General features: G+C 62.1%; 17 protein-coding genes. 5 read left to right on the top strand and 12 right to left on the bottom strand.

All coding sequences use genetic code 11. The annotated features are described in order from the left end of the window. Window positions 1-369: 369 nt before the first annotated feature. Window positions 370-993, top strand: coding sequence for an SGNH/GDSL hydrolase family protein (locus tag MU551_RS07560; protein ID WP_308198295.1), 624 nt, complete (start codon window positions 370-372; stop codon window positions 991-993). Between the two features lie 61 nt (window positions 994-1054). On the opposite strand, the gene MU551_RS07555 is transcribed toward MU551_RS07560, so the two are convergent. Then, window positions 1055-1789 (bottom strand): GAF and ANTAR domain-containing protein, encoded by a 735-nt coding sequence (locus MU551_RS07555; protein WP_247042140.1) that lies wholly within the window; start codon window positions 1787-1789, stop codon window positions 1055-1057. 162 nt (window positions 1790-1951) lie between these two features. On the opposite strand from MU551_RS07555, the gene MU551_RS07550 reads away from it, so the two are divergent. From MU551_RS07550 to MU551_RS07540, 3 genes are all read left to right on the top strand, one after another. Beyond that, window positions 1952-3193: a MinD/ParA family ATP-binding protein gene (locus MU551_RS07550; RefSeq protein WP_247042139.1), complete on the top strand. Its 1242-nt coding sequence runs from the start codon at window positions 1952-1954 to the stop codon at window positions 3191-3193. Between the two features lie 97 nt (window positions 3194-3290). Further along, entirely contained in the window at window positions 3291-3743 is a 453-nt protein-coding gene (locus MU551_RS07545; RefSeq protein WP_247042138.1) for an SRPBCC family protein, read from the top strand. A 3-nt stretch (window positions 3744-3746) separates the two neighbouring features. Continuing rightward, the gene (locus MU551_RS07540) at window positions 3747-4463 is read left to right on the top strand and encodes a hypothetical protein (RefSeq protein ID WP_247042137.1); all 717 of its coding nucleotides are present in this window, start codon (window positions 3747-3749) and stop codon (window positions 4461-4463) included. A 30-nt stretch (window positions 4464-4493) separates the two neighbouring features. Here MU551_RS07540 and MU551_RS07535 read toward each other — a convergent pair whose 3' ends face one another. From MU551_RS07535 to MU551_RS07490, 10 genes are all read right to left on the bottom strand, one after another. Then, complete coding sequence (locus MU551_RS07535; protein WP_247042135.1) at window positions 4494-6056, bottom strand: glycerophosphodiester phosphodiesterase; 1563 nt, start codon at window positions 6054-6056, stop codon at window positions 4494-4496. After that, the gene (locus MU551_RS07530; protein ID WP_247042133.1) at window positions 6053-8638 is read right to left on the bottom strand and encodes a PKD domain-containing protein; all 2586 of its coding nucleotides are present in this window, start codon (window positions 8636-8638) and stop codon (window positions 6053-6055) included. Before MU551_RS07530 ends, MU551_RS07535 begins: the two co-directional genes overlap by 4 nt. A 21-nt stretch (window positions 8639-8659) precedes the next feature. Beyond that, entirely contained in the window at window positions 8660-9421 is a 762-nt protein-coding gene (locus MU551_RS07525; protein ID WP_247042131.1) for a hypothetical protein, read from the bottom strand. Between the two features lie 257 nt (window positions 9422-9678). Continuing rightward, on the bottom strand, window positions 9679-10911 hold the full coding sequence (locus tag MU551_RS07520; RefSeq protein WP_247042129.1) for a hypothetical protein: 1233 nt from the start codon (window positions 10909-10911) through the stop codon (window positions 9679-9681). Between the two features lie 110 nt (window positions 10912-11021). Continuing rightward, window positions 11022-12545, bottom strand: coding sequence for a tyrosine-protein kinase domain-containing protein (locus MU551_RS23480; RefSeq protein ID WP_247042127.1), 1524 nt, complete (start codon window positions 12543-12545; stop codon window positions 11022-11024). 114 nt (window positions 12546-12659) lie between these two features. After that, on the bottom strand, window positions 12660-13637 hold the full coding sequence (locus tag MU551_RS07510; RefSeq protein WP_247042126.1) for a glycosyltransferase: 978 nt from the start codon (window positions 13635-13637) through the stop codon (window positions 12660-12662). 56 nt (window positions 13638-13693) lie between these two features. Next, window positions 13694-14395 (bottom strand): esterase/lipase family protein, encoded by a 702-nt coding sequence (locus MU551_RS07505; protein WP_247042122.1) that lies wholly within the window; start codon window positions 14393-14395, stop codon window positions 13694-13696. Next, the gene (locus MU551_RS07500; RefSeq protein ID WP_247042120.1) at window positions 14392-15192 is read right to left on the bottom strand and encodes an alpha/beta fold hydrolase; all 801 of its coding nucleotides are present in this window, start codon (window positions 15190-15192) and stop codon (window positions 14392-14394) included. Before MU551_RS07500 ends, MU551_RS07505 begins: the two co-directional genes overlap by 4 nt. 176 nt (window positions 15193-15368) lie before the next feature. After that, window positions 15369-15812 (bottom strand): SRPBCC family protein, encoded by a 444-nt coding sequence (locus MU551_RS07495; protein WP_247042118.1) that lies wholly within the window; start codon window positions 15810-15812, stop codon window positions 15369-15371. Beyond that, complete coding sequence (locus tag MU551_RS07490; protein WP_247042116.1) at window positions 15809-16348, bottom strand: hypothetical protein; 540 nt, start codon at window positions 16346-16348, stop codon at window positions 15809-15811. Before MU551_RS07490 ends, MU551_RS07495 begins: the two co-directional genes overlap by 4 nt. Window positions 16349-16380: 32 nt before the next feature. Here MU551_RS07490 and MU551_RS07485 point away from each other — a divergent pair, with 32 nt between their 5' ends. Then, window positions 16381-17022, top strand: a complete 642-nt coding sequence (locus tag MU551_RS07485; RefSeq protein ID WP_247042114.1) for a TetR/AcrR family transcriptional regulator — start codon at window positions 16381-16383, stop codon at window positions 17020-17022. 30 nt (window positions 17023-17052) lie between these two features. On the opposite strand, the gene MU551_RS07480 is transcribed toward MU551_RS07485, so the two are convergent. Then, the gene (locus MU551_RS07480) at window positions 17053-19356 is read right to left on the bottom strand and encodes a SulP family inorganic anion transporter (protein WP_247042113.1); all 2304 of its coding nucleotides are present in this window, start codon (window positions 19354-19356) and stop codon (window positions 17053-17055) included. Window positions 19357-19431 lie beyond the last annotated feature (75 nt).

Genomic DNA, 19431 nt, shown 5'->3' with positions numbered 1-19431 from the left:
AGTCTCGGATCATGGAACAACAGGCGCACAAGAGCGGGTCGTTGCGCCAACGGCCCCGGGTTACGGAACAAGATATTCAGGCGCTCATGGCCGTGATTAACGCTCAAGACGGCGTACTTAAGAGTGCCGTCATCGAACCCGTCCCAGTCTTTGTTGGATTCAGAAAATTTGCAGGGGTGCTCCGGAAGCTGTCTGCTCGGATCTCGCGGCAGGTCTGAGCATTTTTTAGGTGACTGCTGGTTCAGTTGCACCACCCCTCTTGCCGCCAGTGGCGACGACTCATTTCCGCCCAATGACGACGTAGTCTCATGAAGCCCATATGGAGGCCATAGACTTGCGTCTCACTTGACTGATGAACATGGGGGAAACGTGGGCGGATTGGTCGCGATTGGCGACAGCATCATGAATGGTAATGGTCGTATGGTGGCAGGAGTGCAAGCACAGTCTTGGGGTCAATGGTTAGCTGAGGCCATGGATTTGCCGTTCACGAAGTATGCGAAGGGAGGTGCCACCTCAACCTTCATTGTTGATCAGTTACTGCCCCGAATACACGGGAAGTTCTCTGTTGGCCTACTCAGTATGGGTACCAATGACGCCCGGATCGCGTGGGATGCAGCGTTATTCCGCGCGAACATGCAGACGGCGGCAGCGAGCCTTGCCGCCATGTGTGATCGCGTAATTGTCATCACGGTACCCGCAAGCGTCGAAGCGACAGCCATCATTCGAGAAGTTGCGCTCGAGCATGGAGTGATCGTAGTAGACGGAGCTCTCAAAGGTGTGCGCCTTCTCCGATCAGACGGCGTCCATCCCACAGCCCTCGGGTACCTGACCCTTGCTGATCGAGCCGCATCAGCCCTGAGTGCGCCATCGCCGTTTGGTCTCGTCTTCCGGAGCGGACAGGGGAGACTGGGAGTCCAGTACGTATTGGAGCATTATCAGCTGTGGGTGAAGCACTCCACGAAACAGCTCATTAAGCGCATTCTGGGCCGATAGCTGTCTTTGATGGAGAATCGTTCGGGTCATGGAGATCGCCCGCCGATCGTGGCGAAGCCATCTACCCGTCGAAGTGCGTGCTGACCTTAGCCCCTGAAATGTTGGCCAGCATCTCCTCGGCCACAACACGCAGTTTCTGGTTGCGGTGGCTCGATACCTTGCCGAGGATCGCCATGGCCTCGTCCTGCGAGCACCGGTTCTGGCCCATGATCACGCCGCAGGCCAGGTCAATGGAGGTGCGGCTCTGCATTGCTGCCTTGAGATCGTCGGCGAGGTTTTGTGCCGAACCCAGGCGGACCGCCAGGCGCAGGGCGCGGCCGGCGATGTCGGCGAAGTCCTCCGCTTCGCGCACCACGGCTTCCGTGAACACGTTGGTTTCGCCGGCGAAGAAGTTCAGGGCAGCTGAGGAATCCTCGCCGATTTCCAGGGGTACGCCCAGAGTGCTGTAGCAACCGATTTTCTCCAGCTCCGCCTGGTAGGCCGGCCAGCGGGGATCGCTGCGGACATCACCCAGCAGGACGGTACTTTTGACCCGCAGGGCCGCGATGCAGGGGCCATCGCCCATCTGCTGCTCGATCCTGTCCAGCTTGACCGCATGCGGGCTGCTGCCCGCAACGGTGTCCGTCCGCCGTCGTCGTTTCAGCGTGACGCCGACCTCCACAGTAGAGCCGCTTTCACGGCTGAGTGTGGTCGCAGCCAATGAGGAGAGGTGCCCCAAAAACTCAGCAACGCTTTCGCTGCTGATGATGAGATCCTGCAGTTCAAGAACGCGCTCACGTTCCGAGGAAGTGGTCATTCTTCAATGTAAATTGTGCCGCCCATGTGCACAACCAGAAGCACGCGGGTAACCGTTTCCGGCGCCGGAAACAGGAACTGCAGGCTGAGCACCTAGAATTGCTAGCTGGACGAAGTTTAACGGCCTCCGCAGGTCTCAGCTTGCGAGTATGGGAGATCAGAAATGTCCGATTCGTTGGAAGACAGCGCTGCTAATGCCGTGGCAGGCCTGGAACAGCCGCCGGTGCGCCGCCGCGACCGCCGTCGTACTGATGGCAACGACGCCACCGCGACAGGAACCATGCCGACCGTACCCGGCGCAGCCGGCTCCGTCGCAACCCTCGAGGCGGAGATCCCCAGCCCGCCGGAGCGTGCACCAGCAGCCCCTGTAGTCCCGGATTCATCCGTCTCTGGCCAGCCGGCCCCTGCTGCCGAGGCCGTTCCAAAGCGCGGAAAAAGCCGGAATGCGGCCCGCGACGCCCTGGCCGATGCCCCGATGCCGGACTTCATCAGCTCGCCCGGCCTGTTTGTCCGCGAGCAGAAGCCCCGCCCCATCGGTGGCTTCCGCGGCGTCCTCTATGCCCTCAGCGGCGGCTCCCTGAATCTTGGCCCCAGCGCCCGCCAGCGCGAGGAAGACGAACTCGGCCGCCGCATCTCACGGCAGCTGCAGGGGAGCTACAACACCGCAGTCCTCAGCCTCAAGGGCGGCATAGGCAAGACCTCCACCACCGTGGGCGTTGGCCTCACCCTTGCTGAATTCCGCGGTGACCCGCCCTGCGCAATCGACGCCAACCCGGATTCCGGGGACCTCGTGGAGCGCGCCCTCGGCGAAGGGATCTACCAGCAGGCCAGCCCGCGCACCATCACCGACCTGCTCAAGAACATCGAATCCATCGATTCACTCACGGCCCTGGCACGCTACATGCACCACGCGGGCCGGCTGCACCTCATCGCCGGCGAGCAGGATCCGGAAGTCTCGGATTCGCTCACAGCCGAGGAATACCTGCGCATCCGCAAGCTCATCTCCAGCTACTACTCGATCGCCCTGACCGACTGCGGCACCGGAGTCACCCACAACGCCATGAGCGGCATCCTGCAATCGGCGGACAACCTCATCATCGCTGCGGGCTACGCCGTCAGCGGCGCCAAGCGGGCCCGGAGCACCCTCCAGTGGCTGGCTCACCACGGCTACGAGGAGCTGGCGAGCAACGCCATTGTGGTGATCACGGACAAGGACGAGGTCTCCACACGCGTGGACAAGGACGCCATCGAGGAGCACCTTTCAGGCATCTGCCGCCAGTTGATTGCGGTTCCCCACGACAGGGGAGTGGCCGACGGCGATCTGGTCACCCTGGAGTCCCTGCGGCCCGAAACCCGGCGGGCCTACCGTGAAATCGCTGCCGCGATTGTGGACGGTTACAGCTAACCAAGCGGGCAGCTTCAGCGTCTTGACCCCCTCATAGCGGCGGCGGAGAATTTGTGCCACCTGACGAGTTCGTCGGGAAGATGCTGAAGGGACAGTCATGCCTGTCATAGAAGAAAGTGTTGTGCTTCATCGGGAGCCGGACATAGTTTTCGACTACATCGCCAACCCCACGAATCTCCCCGTGTGGGACAGTTCGGTGGTCGACGCGGAGCAGATCAGCGATGGCCCGCCGCGCCTCGGGACGCGTGCGCGCGGAACCAGCAAGATCATGGGCCGCCGCTTCCATTGGACAACGGAAGCCACGGAATTCGATCCACCCCACCGCGTGGTCAATACCGCCGTGGAGGGGCCAATGAAATTCGCGGTGGCCCTCATTTTGGAACCCGTCGACGGCGGGACAAAGCTGACGTATCACGTTGACGCCGAATCCGGCCTGGGTGGGGTATTCGGCAAACTGGCCGATCCGCTCATCGAACGCGCTCAGGGCAGGACAATCCGCGCCAACCTGGAGTCGCTGGCCGAACTGCTCGCCGACCACCCGGCGGGCTGACACATGAATGCGGCTCACGCCACCAGCGGGGGGCACCCTTATCGCCGGGTGGGGGCAGTCATCGTGGCAGCCACCATTGTGTGGGGAGCCGGAGTCTCCCCGGTATCACGCGTGTACATTACACCCCGGGCTGCAGACCGTCTGGCAATGCTGCAGCGCGGCCGCCGGGCATGGGTGGCCGGGCAGTTCGTAACAGCCGTAGGAACAGCCGCCGTCCCGGTTGGCGTCGCCGGCTTTGCCGACGCGCTTCCGGCCGGTCCTCCCAAGAAACTGGCGACGGCGGCAGCAGCGGCATTGCTCGCGGGTGCGCCCTTGTTCGTGGCGGACCTTGCTGACCGCGCATCGGACCTGGAACGCTTCGCCTACCAGCGTGGTCCGGCGTGGCGCTTCATGGGCTACTGCACCCTCCACCTCGTAGCCCTCGCGTCACTCGGGACAGCGCTTCTGACAATGCCGGCGCCGGACGGCGCGGCGGCGAGCGGCGCAGCGCGGGACGTCCCGGCGTCGAGCATTTCAGCGCAAAGCACTGCAGTGCCGGGCGACCGGGCCAGGCGATGGATCGGGGTGGCCACCCTGCTGAGCGCTCCCGCGTTCGCAGCGATTCTGGCCGCCAAGAAGGACATACCGCCGGCCGTGTTCTATGTGATGGAACAGGCGGTGGGCCTCTATCTTTGCTTCCATCGGGAGCCCGAAGCCACCCAGGCTTCGACGCAGCCCTGAGGGCGAGAGAGGACTGGGAGCCGCCGTTGCTTATGCGGGGGTCACTGACACGGCCCTGAACTCCACCGGCTCGGAACCGGGGTGGCTCTTGTAGAGGGAAAAATATCCGCCGCGGTAGGTGTGGTCCACGGCTTCCGCTGCATTTTCGACGTCGTCGAGCCGTGCGATCCGGACCGTGGACGGGGTTACGGTCAGGCTGAACTTCATCCATTGGCCGGGAACGGGCGACGGCGTTTGGGCGGACGCGATGGGCAGGGGGTTGTTGCTGCCAGCATCCTGCCGATATAGCTCCAGCAGGCCGTCGCCGCTCAGCGAAATAAAGTTTCCGCCGACAGGAACCCTGCTCCATGGGCGGAAGGGATGGTCGTCTTCTTGCCCGAATGCTAATCCGGCTCCCCAAGCGCTCAACCCGTCCCCTTGCGACGACGCACCAGGCCGCCGGATCTCGAAGGTCAGCACGTAAGATGGGGCGCTGACGGGACACATGGAACCCATAACATAGCTGCTGGAACCCTCGCCCTCGATACTGATCGAGGCATTCCCTGGTTGAAAGACGGGCTGGTTTTCCCACAGGTGCAGCCAAGGCAGGTCACCGGGTGCCCTGAGACCGGAGCCGAAACTGTCGGTGGTGCTTCGGGGGCCGTTGCTGCTCACGTAAGGGAAGTTTGAGCACATCATCCCCCGCACGCCCAGCCCCTCAAGGCGATCGCGCATCCAGCGGGTGTGCACTTCCCAGCAGATCACGGGCTTGCCGTAGGACAGGAGTTGGCGTATCTCCTCATCGGTCGCACCGTGATAGATGCCGAGAAGGTCAAAAGGGGCCGAGAAACGCTCGAACTGATTGTCCGAGCTGTCCGTGAAGTATCCCCAGGTCTTGTAGCCGCGCTCCTTCACCTGCTCAGGCAAGGGGACAGTACCAGGCTGCTTCCACACAAAGCGCTGCGTAGCATCCGGATAGCTGTCCAGCACCTCCAGCAGGGCCTCGGTGTTTGTCCGCTGTTTGTCTTCAATGAAGAGCACATGGTCTGCCGCGTGCGCGTCCAGGACGTCCTTCAGCATCGGGATGGGTTCCAATGGTGAGGCGGGGCCTAGCCACTTGCGGGCATCATTCCGCAGGTCCGCAAGTTCGGCATAGGAATGCTCGGCAATATCCCGGTCGGTGCCGGTCAGTTTCTGGGTATTGGTTAGATGGTGACAGACCAGGACGCCGTCGGAAGTGCTGCTCAGGGATATCTCGATTGCCTTGGCCCCCAAGGCTGCGGCCTGTGCGTAGGCGTAGGCGGTGTGCTCTGGCCAGTTGTCCCCTGAGCCGCGGTGCGCGATGAAGAAGGAGTCTGTCCCGGCGAGGAATTCATCGAGCAAAGGCTTGCTTCTGGGGGTCGTACCGGCATCAGTGCTTGATCCGGACGTCTGGTCTGAAGATCCATCGGACCCTTCGGGCTTGTCCGGGACGGCCGTACAAGAGGCCATCAGAATGCCGCCCGCCGTGAGCAACAGAAGCTCACGGCGGGAAAGCAGGGGCGACAGCTCCATTGCCCTGCCGGCGTTCAAACCCACGGCAGGGCGTTGGATTTTTGGATCTCTGCCTGTCATTTAGTGGTCTGAACCAGCAGATCGTTGTACCGGACAGTCACGGGCAGATTGGTTGCACTTCCGGAGAGATAGGTGCTGAACCCAATCGCTCCCGTACCTTGGAGTGCCGCCGTCGAATCCTGTGCATTGATCTGCCAAGCGGCAGGTTCCGCGGTTCCCACCTTCCAGATCTTGGCACTGGTTGTTGTGGGTGACTGGCCCGTCACTCTCAGCCTGAGCTGCAGTTCGTCGCCCGGTACATACGTCAGCCCTGGGTTCGCGGAACCGAGCACTGTCTCGCCGCCGGAAACCCTGGAAACCTGCAGCGACACGGCACCCGATGCGCCGATGACCACCTTCGCCCGGTAGTCACCGGATGTTCCACGGTCACGCCCCACGATGCTCAAGTAGGAGCCTCCGCCATTGGTCACTTTGTCCAGCGAGAGCTTGACCCACAAATCGGCGTCGTTAGTGGCCACCGACCTGAGGTGAGCGGTACCGGAGGACCCGCCGTTCGAGTGGGTGATGTTGCCCCGCCCTGCGCTGACGTTCAGGGAGGTTCCGCTCGAGCCCCAGACGCTCCAGTCTCCGCCGACCTCCGCGCGACCGAAGCCACTCGTGACGGCCCTTTCAAAAGCGTCCCGCGCATGCACCTGCAGCTGCACGCCGCCCGCTGTGACACTCACCTGACGGGAAGTACTTCCGGTGGCTCCGGCATTATCCGTGACCGTCAACGTAATGGTGTACGTTCCAGCTGCGGCATATGTGTGGGATGTGGAGACGCCCGACCCGGTCTGTCCGTCGCCGAAGTTCCAAGCGTACGAGCTGATGGTGCCGTTTGGATCAGATGAGGCGGACCCGTTGACTGAAGCGGTGAGGCCCGTGGCGCTGACAGTAAAGGAAGCGGTGGGCGGAGTGTTTCCCGTGGGGGTTCCGGCTACGGTGACTGACGCCGTCGCGGACGAGGCCTGCCGTCCAAACGGATCCGAAGCGATGACCTGGTAGCTGTGGGTGGAGCCCGGCGCCAAGCCCGAGTCCGTGAAGCTCAACGTGGGCCGCTGCCAGAAAGTCGATTCGCGCGACACCGTGGTGACGGTAACTGCGCCGTCTCTAACTACACGGTAAGTCAGGTTCTTATTGTCCTGGTCGTGGTTCGTCTGCCAGTCAATCCGCGCAGTTCCCGAGGACGGCGACTGCACGGTAGGCACCCATGATCCTCCGGATAGCACCGGGCCGCGGGCGTTGGGCGCGAGTTCCTTAACGGCCAGCCGCACCAGACCCTGTTGGGCCACGCCGTTCACCCGGGGGAACTCACCGCCCAGGACAACGTATTGTGAGTTCCCCGTGACAGTCCAGGCAGCCTGATACTGACCGGTAAAGGAACCGGCTGAAAGCGACGGGAACCAGTTCTGGAGAGTAGGGGCCGGGTTCCCTTCGAAGTTAGGGTAACCAAGCGGATCCCTGGTGACTGTTCCCGTAGCCTGCCGGCTGAACGCTTTGGCGTAGTAATACGTCCAGGGATTGGTCTGGGGGAAACCGCCGACATTCCCGCAATAGTGCGCATGGCTCACCACATAGACAACATTTCCAATGGGGGCGACGCCGTAGGAGTCTCCATGGCAGTCTTCGATCCAGTTGATCTTCCCGTCACCCCAGGCAGCGGAAAACGCTCCCTCGAAGTTAGCACCGGTGCCGAAGTCATAGCCCGTCCCATACACATAGTTGGCGTCGCCGGAAAGGCTCAGGATGGCACCGTTGGCTCCCGCGTCACGAACCACGGAGTTCACCGCCATCGGATAGTTGGTTCGCCCTGTTCCGGTATCAACGGAGGCAAGGCCATAGCCGGGATTGGACGAGCCGTTCATGCTGGTAAAGTTTCCACCCAGCACCATGCGGCTCCCATCCGGCGACATCCTCATTGCCAGTACGTCTCCTCCTGCAGTGAGCGGATTCCATGCCGTGGTGCTTCCGTCCGACGCATTTACGGCACCTGCCTTTGACCGCCCCGACGAATTCAGCCCGCTGAACCAGCCGCCAAGATACACCACGCTGGCCGTTGCCACGATGGCATTCACCCTGGTATTCACAACTGGCCGGAAGCTGGTGATCATCTTTCCCTGGTTTGGCTGGCCTACTGCATTAATGGCTGCAACACGGTAGGCCGTTGCCCCATCCACAGTGGTGAAGGCCCCGCCAACGTAAATTCTTGTTCCGTCAGGAGACGCTGTGATGGTGATCGCCTGCGCATTGAGTCTGGGAGCCCAGTCGGTTATCAACGCACCCGTGCTCAGGCGGAAGGCGAGGGTGTGGTTGCGGGGGGTGGTATTGGTTCCGGGAGCTGCTCCCGGAGGCCTCGCAGTGGTGAAGTTGCCGGCCACATAGACGATGTCCCCGACCACCACCTGTTGCCAGACGACGCCGTTCACCTGCACCGTAGGCAGGGCGTCCGCTGTGACCGTCGGAGGAGTGGCCGGATTCGTCGGGTCTACCGGTGAGGAGTCCGCCACCGCGGTTGATCCGAGGACAACGAGCCCGGCGAGGATCATGGCCAAACCCGTGAGCAAGGCAAGCACACGGTGTGCCATGGTGGGGAGAATGCGCATGGGGGCCTCCTTGGCCAGTTGTCAACCGCGGGGCGCGGCACCTTCGATGACTACTACGGGCAGATCCAATTTGTGGTCCACCAGGAACCGGACTCCGTTCCTTTGCTCAACTGGAACGGCAAAAATGAACACGGCGGATGCGCTCTGCCCCGGTGCGATCTCGGTGGGAAAGTCCGATGCGCCGCCGCCAAGTTCTTCGGCTGGTACAGAGTCGGGGCCGTATTCGGCGATGACCACAGTGCGGGTCATATCCACTGAAGACTGAGTGTGGTTGGTGAATTGGAGAGTTACGCGGATGGCAGGAGCAGCGATTTCACCCGGGATCCGGGCCTCCCCCTGGACAGACTCAATGCTCAAAACTTTGGTGAGGATTCCTGCGCTAACCGGGGCTGGTTCGCCGATAGCGACAGGAGGTGCGGATGGCCGCGCCATGGGTGGTGCCGAGGGAGCAGGCTGCTGTGGGGGACCAACCGGGGGAGCGGGGGCTGGCTTCTCGGCCACGAGGGCCTCCGGGGCAGGATCGCCCGCCGGTGCATCAGCGGGCTGTTCAGCTACGGATTCCTGCGAAGCTTCCGGAATCGGTTCCTGAGGGCCTTCGTCGATGATTTTTGGAGCGGCGTTCGTTGGGGTTTCCCCGGCTAGAGGAACCATTTCCTGCTGGTTCCCGCCGCCCGAGGCGGCGGCGGACCAGAGTACGCCGGCGAGCAGGAAAACCATGAGGGCGGCAACGGTGAGAGTCCAGCCGCGCTGTGCCGGACTTTTGAAGTGATAGCTTCGTTTCATGCTTCACCTGCCGCCGGGTTGCCCCCCCAAAGCGGTTGTTTCCACTGTACTCAGGGTCCGCACAATAATCACCGGCCCAGGCGGAATAGTTTCCAATATCTTGGCGATGCGCTGACCGACGGTCACCGCGAGGACGACAATGATCAGTCCGGATACCGTCAGGATACGGAACGCGTGACGATGGTCCTCAGGACGAAGTCGTCAGACTTGGGGGACTTGGATTCCGCCAGCGAATTAATAAGCACCGCGGCGAAACCTCAAGCGCCCTGCCATGTTGTTCGACCCCCGGGTTCCCTCACCGCAGAATGGTCCCACTGTTCATGGCGGCCGGGCTTCCGTAACAGGGCGAGGCCAAGAGTGAGCAGGAGGGTGGGGGCAGACGTGTACAGGGGGCTGAAAAACAGATTCCACAGAGTCAGGACGATCAGGAATAACTCGAGTCCGGAGCCGTTTCTGTGGGCAACCAGCGTAAGCAGCACGCGAAGTAGAAGCACAAGGATGGCCAATCCCGCAACAAGGCCGGGTATGCCGAAATAGGCCCACAGATCGGCCAGCACCGAGTGCAGCTCGATCTTTTCGCCGAACATGTAACGTTCGACGTACCCGTTGTTGGGATCGTAATTAATCCCTGCCATTCCTTCCTTGCCAACTAGGACGTCCGCCGGGTTAGCAAGTACCCCTGTGCCGAATCCCATGGGCCGTTCCTGGAAAAGGGCCAGCGACGCCGTAAGCTCCGGCCGGCCTCCGACAAGCAGGGAACCCGAGGTTCTGATTTGTTCCAACGAACGGGCCTGGGATTCTTCACCGAGATATCCCTCAACTACCAGGATTTCCGCAGCGTTATACGTGATGACGGCCGCAGCTCCGATCGAGAGTATCGTCTTGTAGATGGCGTTTCGACGGCTGCGTGGGAGGTATTGCCACAACAGAAGAATGCCGGTTAACGCGATGATGGTGAAGAATGAGCGCGAATCACTGACAGCGGAGACTGCCGCAAGCGCGAGCAGGGTGAGGATCTCGGCCAAACGGCTCTGGAGGTACCGTGCCAGTGCCAGAGCAATCACAGCAACAGGGACAGAGAAGGCGTATTTCCATGGGTTTGCCCCCATGCGTGACTCATCAATCAGTCTGGATGCCACGAGCCCGACACCAAAAAGCAAGCCGACAACCTGAACAGGAAACAGTTGGCGGGCCCACAGGACCGCTCCAACGCCAGCCATGATTCCCAACACCAGGACGGAGTCAGACGTCAGGTTCTTGAGACTGATTTCATGATCGGCAGCTGCGAGTGCCGTCAGCCAGATGCCGGAGATCAAGGCCAGAGCGCCGGTGAGCAGGATCAGTCTCGCCCCGCGGAAATGGTGGAGCGCGGGTAGCCACAGCGGGAGGAGGAAGATAGCCAACAGGTATCCAGGAGTCATTCCCTGGCCAATGTTGAATCGTATTCCCAGCAGAACCAAGGTGAGAGCGGCGGCGTAAGCAGCCAGCATGTTTCCCGCATGCCCGCTGGACGGCACTGACAAAGCACTGGCGCTGTGGGCAGAGGCTGGACCCCCTCTGCGTGCAGGGAGGACGGGCGTTGCCGGACCACGCCTTGGGTTCATGGCTTGGGCTGTTTGCCGGTGCGTTTCGTGTTCACAACTGAGCTGAGCACGCCGACCGGGTTAGCCTGAGGCGCAGTACCATTCGCCGCGCTGTTCTTCCTGCCTGCATTGGCGGCAGCAGCGCGGGTCCTCTCTCCAAGGCTGGATACGTAGGCCCGCAAGCGCTCCTGGGGCCGCAAGGCCGTTGTGCCCTCATAGACGTACTCGGAATCTTTGTTCTTTTGCGTTACCCGGTTCAGGACGACGCCGATGGCCCGTGCCTTGACGGCCTCCAGCGCATCCAGGGAGCCGCTAATCTGCTGGCGCCGCGTCGACTTGAATCGAACCACGATCAGCGCCCCGTCGGTGACGCGGGAAAGCGCAAGGGAATCAGTGACAGGTAACAGGGGTGGGGAATCCACCACCACAAGATCGTAGGAGCTTGAAAGCTTGACCATCAGGTCTGCGAAGGCGTGGCTGTTGACGATCTGGCTCGGGTTGGGCGGCAGGGAGCCAGCGGTAAGGATATTGATGTGGTTCCATTGCTGTACCGCGTCCTCAATGGAGACGTGTCCCGACAGTACTGATGTGAGTCCTACCGACCCTTCAATTCCGCAATGCTTGGCCACATTCGGACGGCGCAGGTCAGCATCCACTATCAGCACACGTGGAGTGAGCTCGCCGGCAGCGAGTGCCAGGTTTACCGCCGTCGTTGTTTTTCCCTCACCAGGCATTGACGACGTTACGACGATGGAACTGATCTTCGTATCAGGATCGAGGAACTCAATGTTGGTGGCGAGCCGTCTGTAAGCTTCGGCCGTCGGTTCAGCCATGGGGTTACGTGCGCGCTGTTCCTTTGAACGATATACAGGCTGACGTCCGATCACTCCGAGGACAGGCGTATCACCGATACGCTGCAGATCGTTTTCTGTGCGGATCCGGGTGTCAACCACCGCCCGGAGCAGAACGAAGGCATAACCCAGGGCAAGGCCGATGCCCAAGCCGGTGATGACGAGCAACGGGGTGTTCGGCGCGGATCGTGTAGGCGGGGTGGTGGCTTGGGCCACGTTTTCCAGGTTCACCACAGGCTCGTTGTCTGCATCTTTGGGTGAAATGCGCTGAACGGCTGTGGCCAGCTCGTCCGAAACAGCGTTTGCAATCCTGGCCGATTGTTCGGCGGAGCCGTCGGTCACAGTGATCTCGATGATGAACGTATTCAGGGGCGTTTCCGCTCGGATGGACTTGGAAAGGGCAGTCGCGGTAACGGGCAGGCCGAGCTGGCGGATGACGGGATCCAATACAACGGGCATGGTGGCCAGTTGCGCGTAGGACTGAACGATGTTCTGCGTGAAGGTGGATCCTTGGACGAGTTCTGCCGACGTCTCCCCACGCTGGGTGGAGACAAAGACGCTGCTTGTCGCCTGGAAGCTTTCTGGAGTAAAGCGCGCCACAGCAAAACCGATCAGTGCGCCCATGAGGCCGAGGGCGACGATCGTCGTCCACTGCTTGCGCAAGATCGCTATGAATTCACTGGGTGTCACCCGTTCCCCCCGGTTAATGGTGGATCAATGCATACTATCCAGTACTAGTACCCACTTGACAAGGAATGAACTTCTATTCCATCAAGTTTTGATCATTGAGTATCTGCCGGGGTCCTACAGCCGTTCTGCTCGTGACTCAGGAGGGACGGAGGTGGCTTCCGGGCTGCTCCTGCGTTTCAGCTCTACACGTGCGATGCGGAGGCCGTCCCGGGTGCCGCGGATAGCTGCCAAAAGGGGTTGGACGGGCCGGAGGAACTGGCGCCTGCCACCTTGCAGGAGCACCCCCCGGGCGGCAGCAGCCGATGTCCGCATCCAGCGCCGGACATCTTTCTCATCCAAGTGCTGGGCAGCAAACAGGAGACGGTTCCGAAGATTGTAGTAGTAGTAGGTGTAGGACTTGCCGTGGCCGGCTTTGGACCGTGTTTGCACCTCGTGCGTTCCGCCTTCGTCGTGGACTGCAGTTGCTCCGGCCAAAACCACAACGTCGCCTCCCGCCAGCCGCGTCCGGTGAGACAAATCAACATCTTCCCAATAGAGAAAATAGTCCGGAGTGAACCCGCCAAGCTCCTGCCAAAGCTCAAGGCCCACCATCAGGCAGGCGCCGCTCAGCCACGGCTCGGTCCTCCTGCCGTCAGCAGGATTCCTCTTCCTCCAGGAGCGCATCGTCCCCGAATCCAAATCCAAGTCCACCCCGGCGAACCAGACTGACCCGTCGGGGCGAATAACAGTGGGTGACACCAGATTCCTGGGTTGGGCTGACACCTGTTTCCTCAATGCGTTAAAACTGTCAGCGTCCAGGCTGGCATCAGGGTTGAGGAGCAGAAAGCTGGTTGCTCCCAGCGCCTGGGCCTTCTCCACGCCGAGGTTCATGCCTGCTCCGAAACCAAGGTTCGAGGATGGAAGAACCGTCTCCCAACCGAATTGCTCCGCTTGCTTCAGTACAGCCTCACGCTCCTGCTGGCTGGAGAAATTATCCACAACCACGACGTACGCCTCAGGAGTGCCCCGCGCGACCTTGAGGAGGTTTGCTTCGAGGAGCTCGTGCGAGCCATAGTTCACCACAACTATGGCTACCGCATCGCTGCTTGTCATGGAGTGCACACTACCCATCGCCTCACTCTTCCGGAATGGCAGCCCGCCTGCCGACCCTAAAGTGGAATCTCTTCCAGGATGGTGCGGACGGTGTCCTGGTGGCCAAGGATCCGGAAGTGTCCCGGGACGTCCAGCTTGATGTTCCGCGCTCCGGGGAGGATGCTGCCCTCCGGAATGTGGGGATCGAACTGCCCGAACACTGATGTAATGCGGTGGTTGATGCGTTCTTCCCTGGCCAGCTGCAGGGTCAGGGCATTCCGGGGGGAGAACGCACGCAGGCTCGGCGCCAGCATGAAACGCGCGTACCGGGATCCCGAGAACGGCGAACAGACCGCCACCATCCGCTCGACCCGGCGCTCGCCGTCGTGCGTCATCATGAGGTATTTGCCGATCAGGCCGCCCTTGCTGTGCGCCACAATGGCAGCATTCATCACGTCCTCGGAGGCCAGGTGCTTGGCCACCAGCTTGGCTGCCGCCGGTATTGCGAGCCGGTTCCGCTGCAGCACCGTTACAACGTGCACCGGATGCCCCGCCTGATGCAGGGCAGTGATCAGGGGCAGCATGAACTGCCAGTTTTCGTACACACCGGGGATCACGACGACGGGGCGTCCAGTACCGCTGAGGAAGTCGTCCGGCTGTGTCCGGTCAAAGAAACTGCGAAGCTGCCGCCCGGTGGCGTAGGCGTAGTCCTCCGTCCACCATGCTGCCTTCTGAATTGCCTGCCGGGCGTTCACTGCCCGCCGGGCGGCGCCACTCACTTCGTTCCGTCCTTGGAGGCCACAGCGGGAAGGCCTGCGAACGTCCTGATCACCTCGGCTACCTTTTCAGTGGCCAGGTGCTGCACCACGTGACCGCATCCGGGGAACTCGACGATCCGGGCGCCTGCCCGCGCTGCAAGCCTGCGGGCCCAGTCTCCTTTGGCCACCGGATCCCGTTCACCCCTGATCACCAGGACCGGAGCCTTGACCTGTGCCACGCGTTCTTCCATGGGGTAGTCCATCATGACGCGCAGCTCCTTCAGGTACCACCGCGGCCCGCACCTCCAGTAGTCCGAGAAGACGATCCAGTTGGAGCTCCAGGATTCGGAGCCCACACCGTCGCGGATAAGATCCCAGGCCTGCTTGAGAACGTGCCGCCGCTTCGGATCAACCACCGGCCCCATCAGCACCACGTACGAGAACAGTCCCGGATCCTGGATGGCCGCCTCCACCCCGAACTGCGTTCCCATGGAGTGGCCGATAACGACGCAGTTCTCCGTGATGCCAAGGTCCGTCAGGGCCAAACGGATGAAGGAGGCGTAGTCCTCCACACTCAGTTGCCGCTTCGGCTTGGGCATGGAGCCGAACCCAGGGAGATCGATGGAGTACGCGTCGGCGGATAAGGACAGAGCCTTGTGAAGCCTGGCAAGGTACCGGTGGGAAACGCCGATGCCGTGGACCAGCAGGAAGGTGGGCCCGCCGTCGGGGTTTCTCCCATTGCCGGGGGACGCGTAGATGCGCCCGCGAAGGCCTCCGTACTCGACGTCGGTGACGTCAGGTTTTACGGAACGGTCCATGGCTTGAGGATATCGCCGCCCCGCCGTGGCATTTCCTGGCAGTTCACCGCGACCAGATCCGGGATGCGGGATATGGGCGTCTTCGTCGATGGACTTCATGGATAGTAAGCTTACTGTCTAAATGGCCGTGGTGAGCGGGAGTGCGATCACGTGCATCAGATCCTGTCGACGCTGGCTTAGTGGTGCTCCATCAGGACCTTGAGGGTGGCCAGGGCCTTCTTGACGTCTCGCTTGAAGATCACCGTCAGAAGGGGCACTGCGAACCGGGCCAGGCCGCCCACTTGGAAATCCACATTGCTGGTGAGCCGACAGGTGTCGGCGCCGGTGGGCTCAACCAGATAGGAAGCGACACCGGTCATCTTGCCCGATGGGATCTCGAAGGCTACGAAGCGGCCAGGCTCGTAGGCGATGAAGCGGTTGCGGGCGACGACTTTCATTCCTGCGAATCGTCGCGTTAACTCATGTTCAGTGCCAACGCCGATAGGACCCGGCGTGATGCGCCTTATCTCATCGAGGCCGCTCTGCCATCGGGGTGCGTTCGTGTGGTCCGCGACGAAGTTGAACACCTTTGAGGCCGGAGCCCGCAACTCGATGCGAGTCTCCAGCTGGAGCCGTCTCATGAGGCGTCCTTTCCCAGGGGCGGACGCACGCCTTCGCGTGCAAGCTTGATTGATTGGAACGGGACGAGCGGATCCGCGGCAGTCACCGCGGGCCGATGCGGGATCGACGAGGCGAGGGCCAGGACAATCACGAACGACACGGCCAGGACGGCAACCCATGCGCCGCGAGGCTCCGTAAGAGCGAGTGCAGGGCCGGCGATTCCGGGCCCGGCCAGAGCAAGGGCCGCAAGGAGGGCTGCGCTGGTGATGCCACAGGCCAGCCTGCTCCACAGCGGACCCCGGCGCGACACAGCGTAGCCACCACCCACTGCCATCAGGGCCACTGCGATCGCTCCTCCGGCAACGGCACCGGGAAAGATGAGTCCGCCGAATGTACCCCACCAATCGAAAGTGGATGCCGGACCGGCGAGCTCCACCATGTAACCGCGGAAGCCCGCGGCCCAGGCAATCCCGCCCGTCATGCCCACCGCTGTGAGAGTGACCGCTGGTCTGCCAAAGAACCGCGTTTTCATGATGGCCTCTGATTTTGAATCCAACTAGAGTAACGCTCTAGTGAGATACTCTAAATATGGACCCCGACACACTGCACGTCAAGAGCTCCCGCAGGAAGAAAGCGGACGCAACGCGGCGCAAGCTGGTAAAGGCAGCGCATCAGGAATTTATTGCCCGAGGATTCCATGGCGCCACCATGGCTGGCATTGCTGCCCGTGCCGGAGTAGCTTCGCAGACCGTGTATTTCGTGTTCCACACCAAACCCGAGCTCATCAGTGCCGTAATTGACGCCGCGGTCCTGGGCGAAGAGGATCCCCGCCCACCGCAGTCCCAACCATGGTGGACAGAGATGATGGAGGAGCCCGACGCTGCTGAGGCATTGCGGATCTTCATTCGTGGAGCAGGTCCCCTGTTTGCGCGTGCGTCGGCCATCTCCGAAGTTCTTCGCGCAGCTGCCCTGACCGATGACGAGGTGCGCCGAACGCACCAGTACCATGAAAACCTTCGCAGGGACGGTTTCGGACAGGTCCTGGAGATACTGGCGGAGAAGGGGCCGCTCCGTGCCGATGGGCCCATCGATCAGCTCACCGATGCGTTCATGACTGTTTACGGCGACAGCACGTACCACCAGCTTGTTGTCGAGCGCGGCTGGAGCCACGACCAGATTATGGCATGGCTCTGTGACGTCCTTCCGGGCATGCTGCTGGCTGAAGGCTGAATGGCGTTGCGGTGAGGAGCGGACCTTCCCTTAGCGAGCCGCCATGCTTGGATCCAGCTGTTCGATGCCCTCCGGAGTTACCAGGACCACGCGGGCCGTGGGGATGTCGTAGAACAGACCCGTGGCCTGCACATCACCAGAAGCCATGGCGGGACCGGTGACGGGGTGCTGTTCCAGCTTCCTGAGCTGCAGGGCGACGTTCACCATGCTCAGCTGGTCGAGGCGGCTGTACCCCTCCGCCTCAGCAGCGACCGCCACGGGGTGACTGTTAAGGAGCTCACGATAGCTCGGCCGTGAGTGCTCCAGCCAGGCATCAAACCCGGCGCCCAAGACGGGATTGGAACCACCCTCTGCGTCGGCAATAACAGCCTTCATCGCGCCACAGTTGGAGTGTCCGCAGACCACGATCGAGTCCACGGACAAGCCTTTGACAGCGAAGGACAGTGCCGAATCAATCGAGGCATCCCGTCCGTCGCTGCACACGACGTTGCCGATATTCCGGAGTGTCAGGAGATCTCCGGGGCCGCTGCTGGTGATGAGGTTCGGATTGACCCGTGAGTCCACGCAGGCGACGAACAGCGTGTCCGGATTCTGACCCTCAGTGAGGTCCTGCACGAGCGGGCGCACCTTGTCAGCGTGCCGCCGATGGTATTTGTCGCTGCCCAGGAGGATTGACCGCAGCGGCAGCTGCCCGGCGTCGTCGTGCTCTGCTTTATGAGCGGCCTCCGGTGGTGACGGCTGCCAGGAAGTCCGGGGCGGCAGCGGAAACTCGCTCGGGTCCTGCCGCTGGGGCGCGTTGTCCGCGGCATCGCGGAAGGCGGTAGTGCCGTGCTCCTCCAGGGTCACGGTGGCGCCGGTATTCCGATGCTGCGTCTGCCAGGCGACCAGGGCCTCGCGGAATGCATGGTCGAGGTAGTCGGCGTTGAGCTCGACCACCACGTCCTCGCTCGCGGGCACGGAGTGGAGCACGCGATTGAGCCGCGGGAGGGCAAAGAAGCTGCAGGATCCGGCGATGGTGACACGCCAGGGCAGGGAGTCGGCTAAGGGTGCTTGCGCTTGGATCTGCGCCCTGAGCACGCGCCACAGCACGGAGAGGGCTGCGAGTGCCAGTCCGATGATGACACCTTCGAGCAGGTTGAGTATGACGACGCAAGCGAGGGTGACCACGTAGACGAGAAGGTCGCCGGTGCGCAGGCTCGTTTTGATGTCGGCGATTTTGATGAGCTTCGCGCCGATGACCAGCAACAGGCCAGCCAGCACTGAGAGCGGAATCAGCTGGATGAGGCCGGCGAACAGGGCCGAGAACACCAGGACCCAGACGCCGTGCAATATTGCGGACGCTCTGGTCGCCGCGCCGGCTTCGACGTTGGTGGCGCTGCGGACAATCACGCCGGTAACCGGGAGGCCGCCGAGCATACCGGAAACCACGTTGGCGGAACCTTGTCCCACGAGCTCGCGGTTAAGATTCGTGCGCGCACCGGCATGCATCTTGTCCACGGCGACGGCGGACAGCAACGATTCGATACTCGCGATCAGGGCCACCGTAATGACCGCCATGGCCGCAGCACGCCAGTTACCGTCAGGCAAGCTGGGCAAGGCAACTGCGTCGGACAGCGAACCGGTGAAGCTGATGCGCTCGACGTTGGGGGCCACAGCCATGGACAGCGCAGACACCACTACGACGGCCGCCAGCGGGCCCGGAACTTTGCGCACCGCGGTGGGCAGGTACTTCCATCCAAGGAGCACGGCGACAACCGCCAAACCGAGGAAGGCGGAATGTAACTCCACGTTGATGATGGCTGCTGGCAGGCCAGTCAGGTTCTCGACGGCGGAACCAGCAGCTTTGCCGCCGAGCAGCACATGCACCTGCTGCAGGATGATCGTTATGCCAATGCCGGCGAGCATGGCTTTGACAACAACCGGCGACACTGCCAGCGCGGCCCGGCCAACACGGCTGATGCCCAGCACCAGCTGCACGACGCCGGCCGCAGCGGTGATCGCGCACGTTACCTGCCAGCCGAACTCGTCAACCAGGCCGGCAACGACGACGGTGAGACCGGCAGCTGGGCCGCTCACCTGCAACGGCGAACCACCCAGGCTGCCCGCGATAATGCCTCCCACTGCCGCTGCGATGAGGCCCGCCATAACCGGCGCTCCGGAAGCAGCGGCAATACCGAGCGAGAGTGGGAGCGCCACAAGGAAGACCACCAGGGATGCGGGGAGGTCGGCGCCTAGATTGCTGAGGAGACTGGGCTTGCCTTGCATGGATGCCTTCTTGCCGGGCGGGCTGTGGGCATCGTTGGGGACAGCGGCGGAATCTGACGAATGCAGCATTGGGTTTCCTTGGCTGGGCGAATGACTGGCTCCTCCAGCCTAGAAAACCTGTCACGTATGGTGACAAGCAGATGT

The sequence above is a fragment of the Arthrobacter rhizosphaerae genome, assembly GCF_023062595.1.
In the GTDB taxonomy this organism is placed as follows: Bacteria; Actinomycetota; Actinomycetes; order Actinomycetales; family Micrococcaceae; genus Arthrobacter; species Arthrobacter rhizosphaerae.
Note: the sequence above shows the minus strand (reverse complement) of the source record. Positions and strands in the feature narration are given on the sequence as shown.

Coding starts and splice junctions, on each gene's coding strand:
- MU551_RS07500 (WP_247042120.1), bottom strand. CDS start 15,192: ATGGACCGTTCCGTAAAACCTGACGTCACCGACGTCGAGTACGGAGGC.
- MU551_RS07555 (WP_247042140.1), bottom strand. CDS start 1,789: ATGACCACTTCCTCGGAACGTGAGCGCGTTCTTGAACTGCAGGATCTC.
- MU551_RS07545 (WP_247042138.1), top strand. CDS start 3,291: ATGCCTGTCATAGAAGAAAGTGTTGTGCTTCATCGGGAGCCGGACATA.
- MU551_RS07535 (WP_247042135.1), bottom strand. CDS start 6,056: ATGACAGGCAGAGATCCAAAAATCCAACGCCCTGCCGTGGGTTTGAAC.
- MU551_RS07510 (WP_247042126.1), bottom strand. CDS start 13,637: ATGACAAGCAGCGATGCGGTAGCCATAGTTGTGGTGAACTATGGCTCG.
- MU551_RS07530 (WP_247042133.1), bottom strand. CDS start 8,638: ATGCGCATTCTCCCCACCATGGCACACCGTGTGCTTGCCTTGCTCACG.
- MU551_RS07495 (WP_247042118.1), bottom strand. CDS start 15,812: ATGAGACGGCTCCAGCTGGAGACTCGCATCGAGTTGCGGGCTCCGGCC.
- MU551_RS07485 (WP_247042114.1), top strand. CDS start 16,381: ATGGACCCCGACACACTGCACGTCAAGAGCTCCCGCAGGAAGAAAGCG.
- MU551_RS07540 (WP_247042137.1), top strand. CDS start 3,747: ATGAATGCGGCTCACGCCACCAGCGGGGGGCACCCTTATCGCCGGGTG.
- MU551_RS07520 (WP_247042129.1), bottom strand. CDS start 10,911: ATGCTGGCTGCTTACGCCGCCGCTCTCACCTTGGTTCTGCTGGGAATA.
- MU551_RS07525 (WP_247042131.1), bottom strand. CDS start 9,421: ATGAAACGAAGCTATCACTTCAAAAGTCCGGCACAGCGCGGCTGGACT.
- MU551_RS07550 (WP_247042139.1), top strand. CDS start 1,952: ATGTCCGATTCGTTGGAAGACAGCGCTGCTAATGCCGTGGCAGGCCTG.
- MU551_RS07480 (WP_247042113.1), bottom strand. CDS start 19,356: ATGCTGCATTCGTCAGATTCCGCCGCTGTCCCCAACGATGCCCACAGC.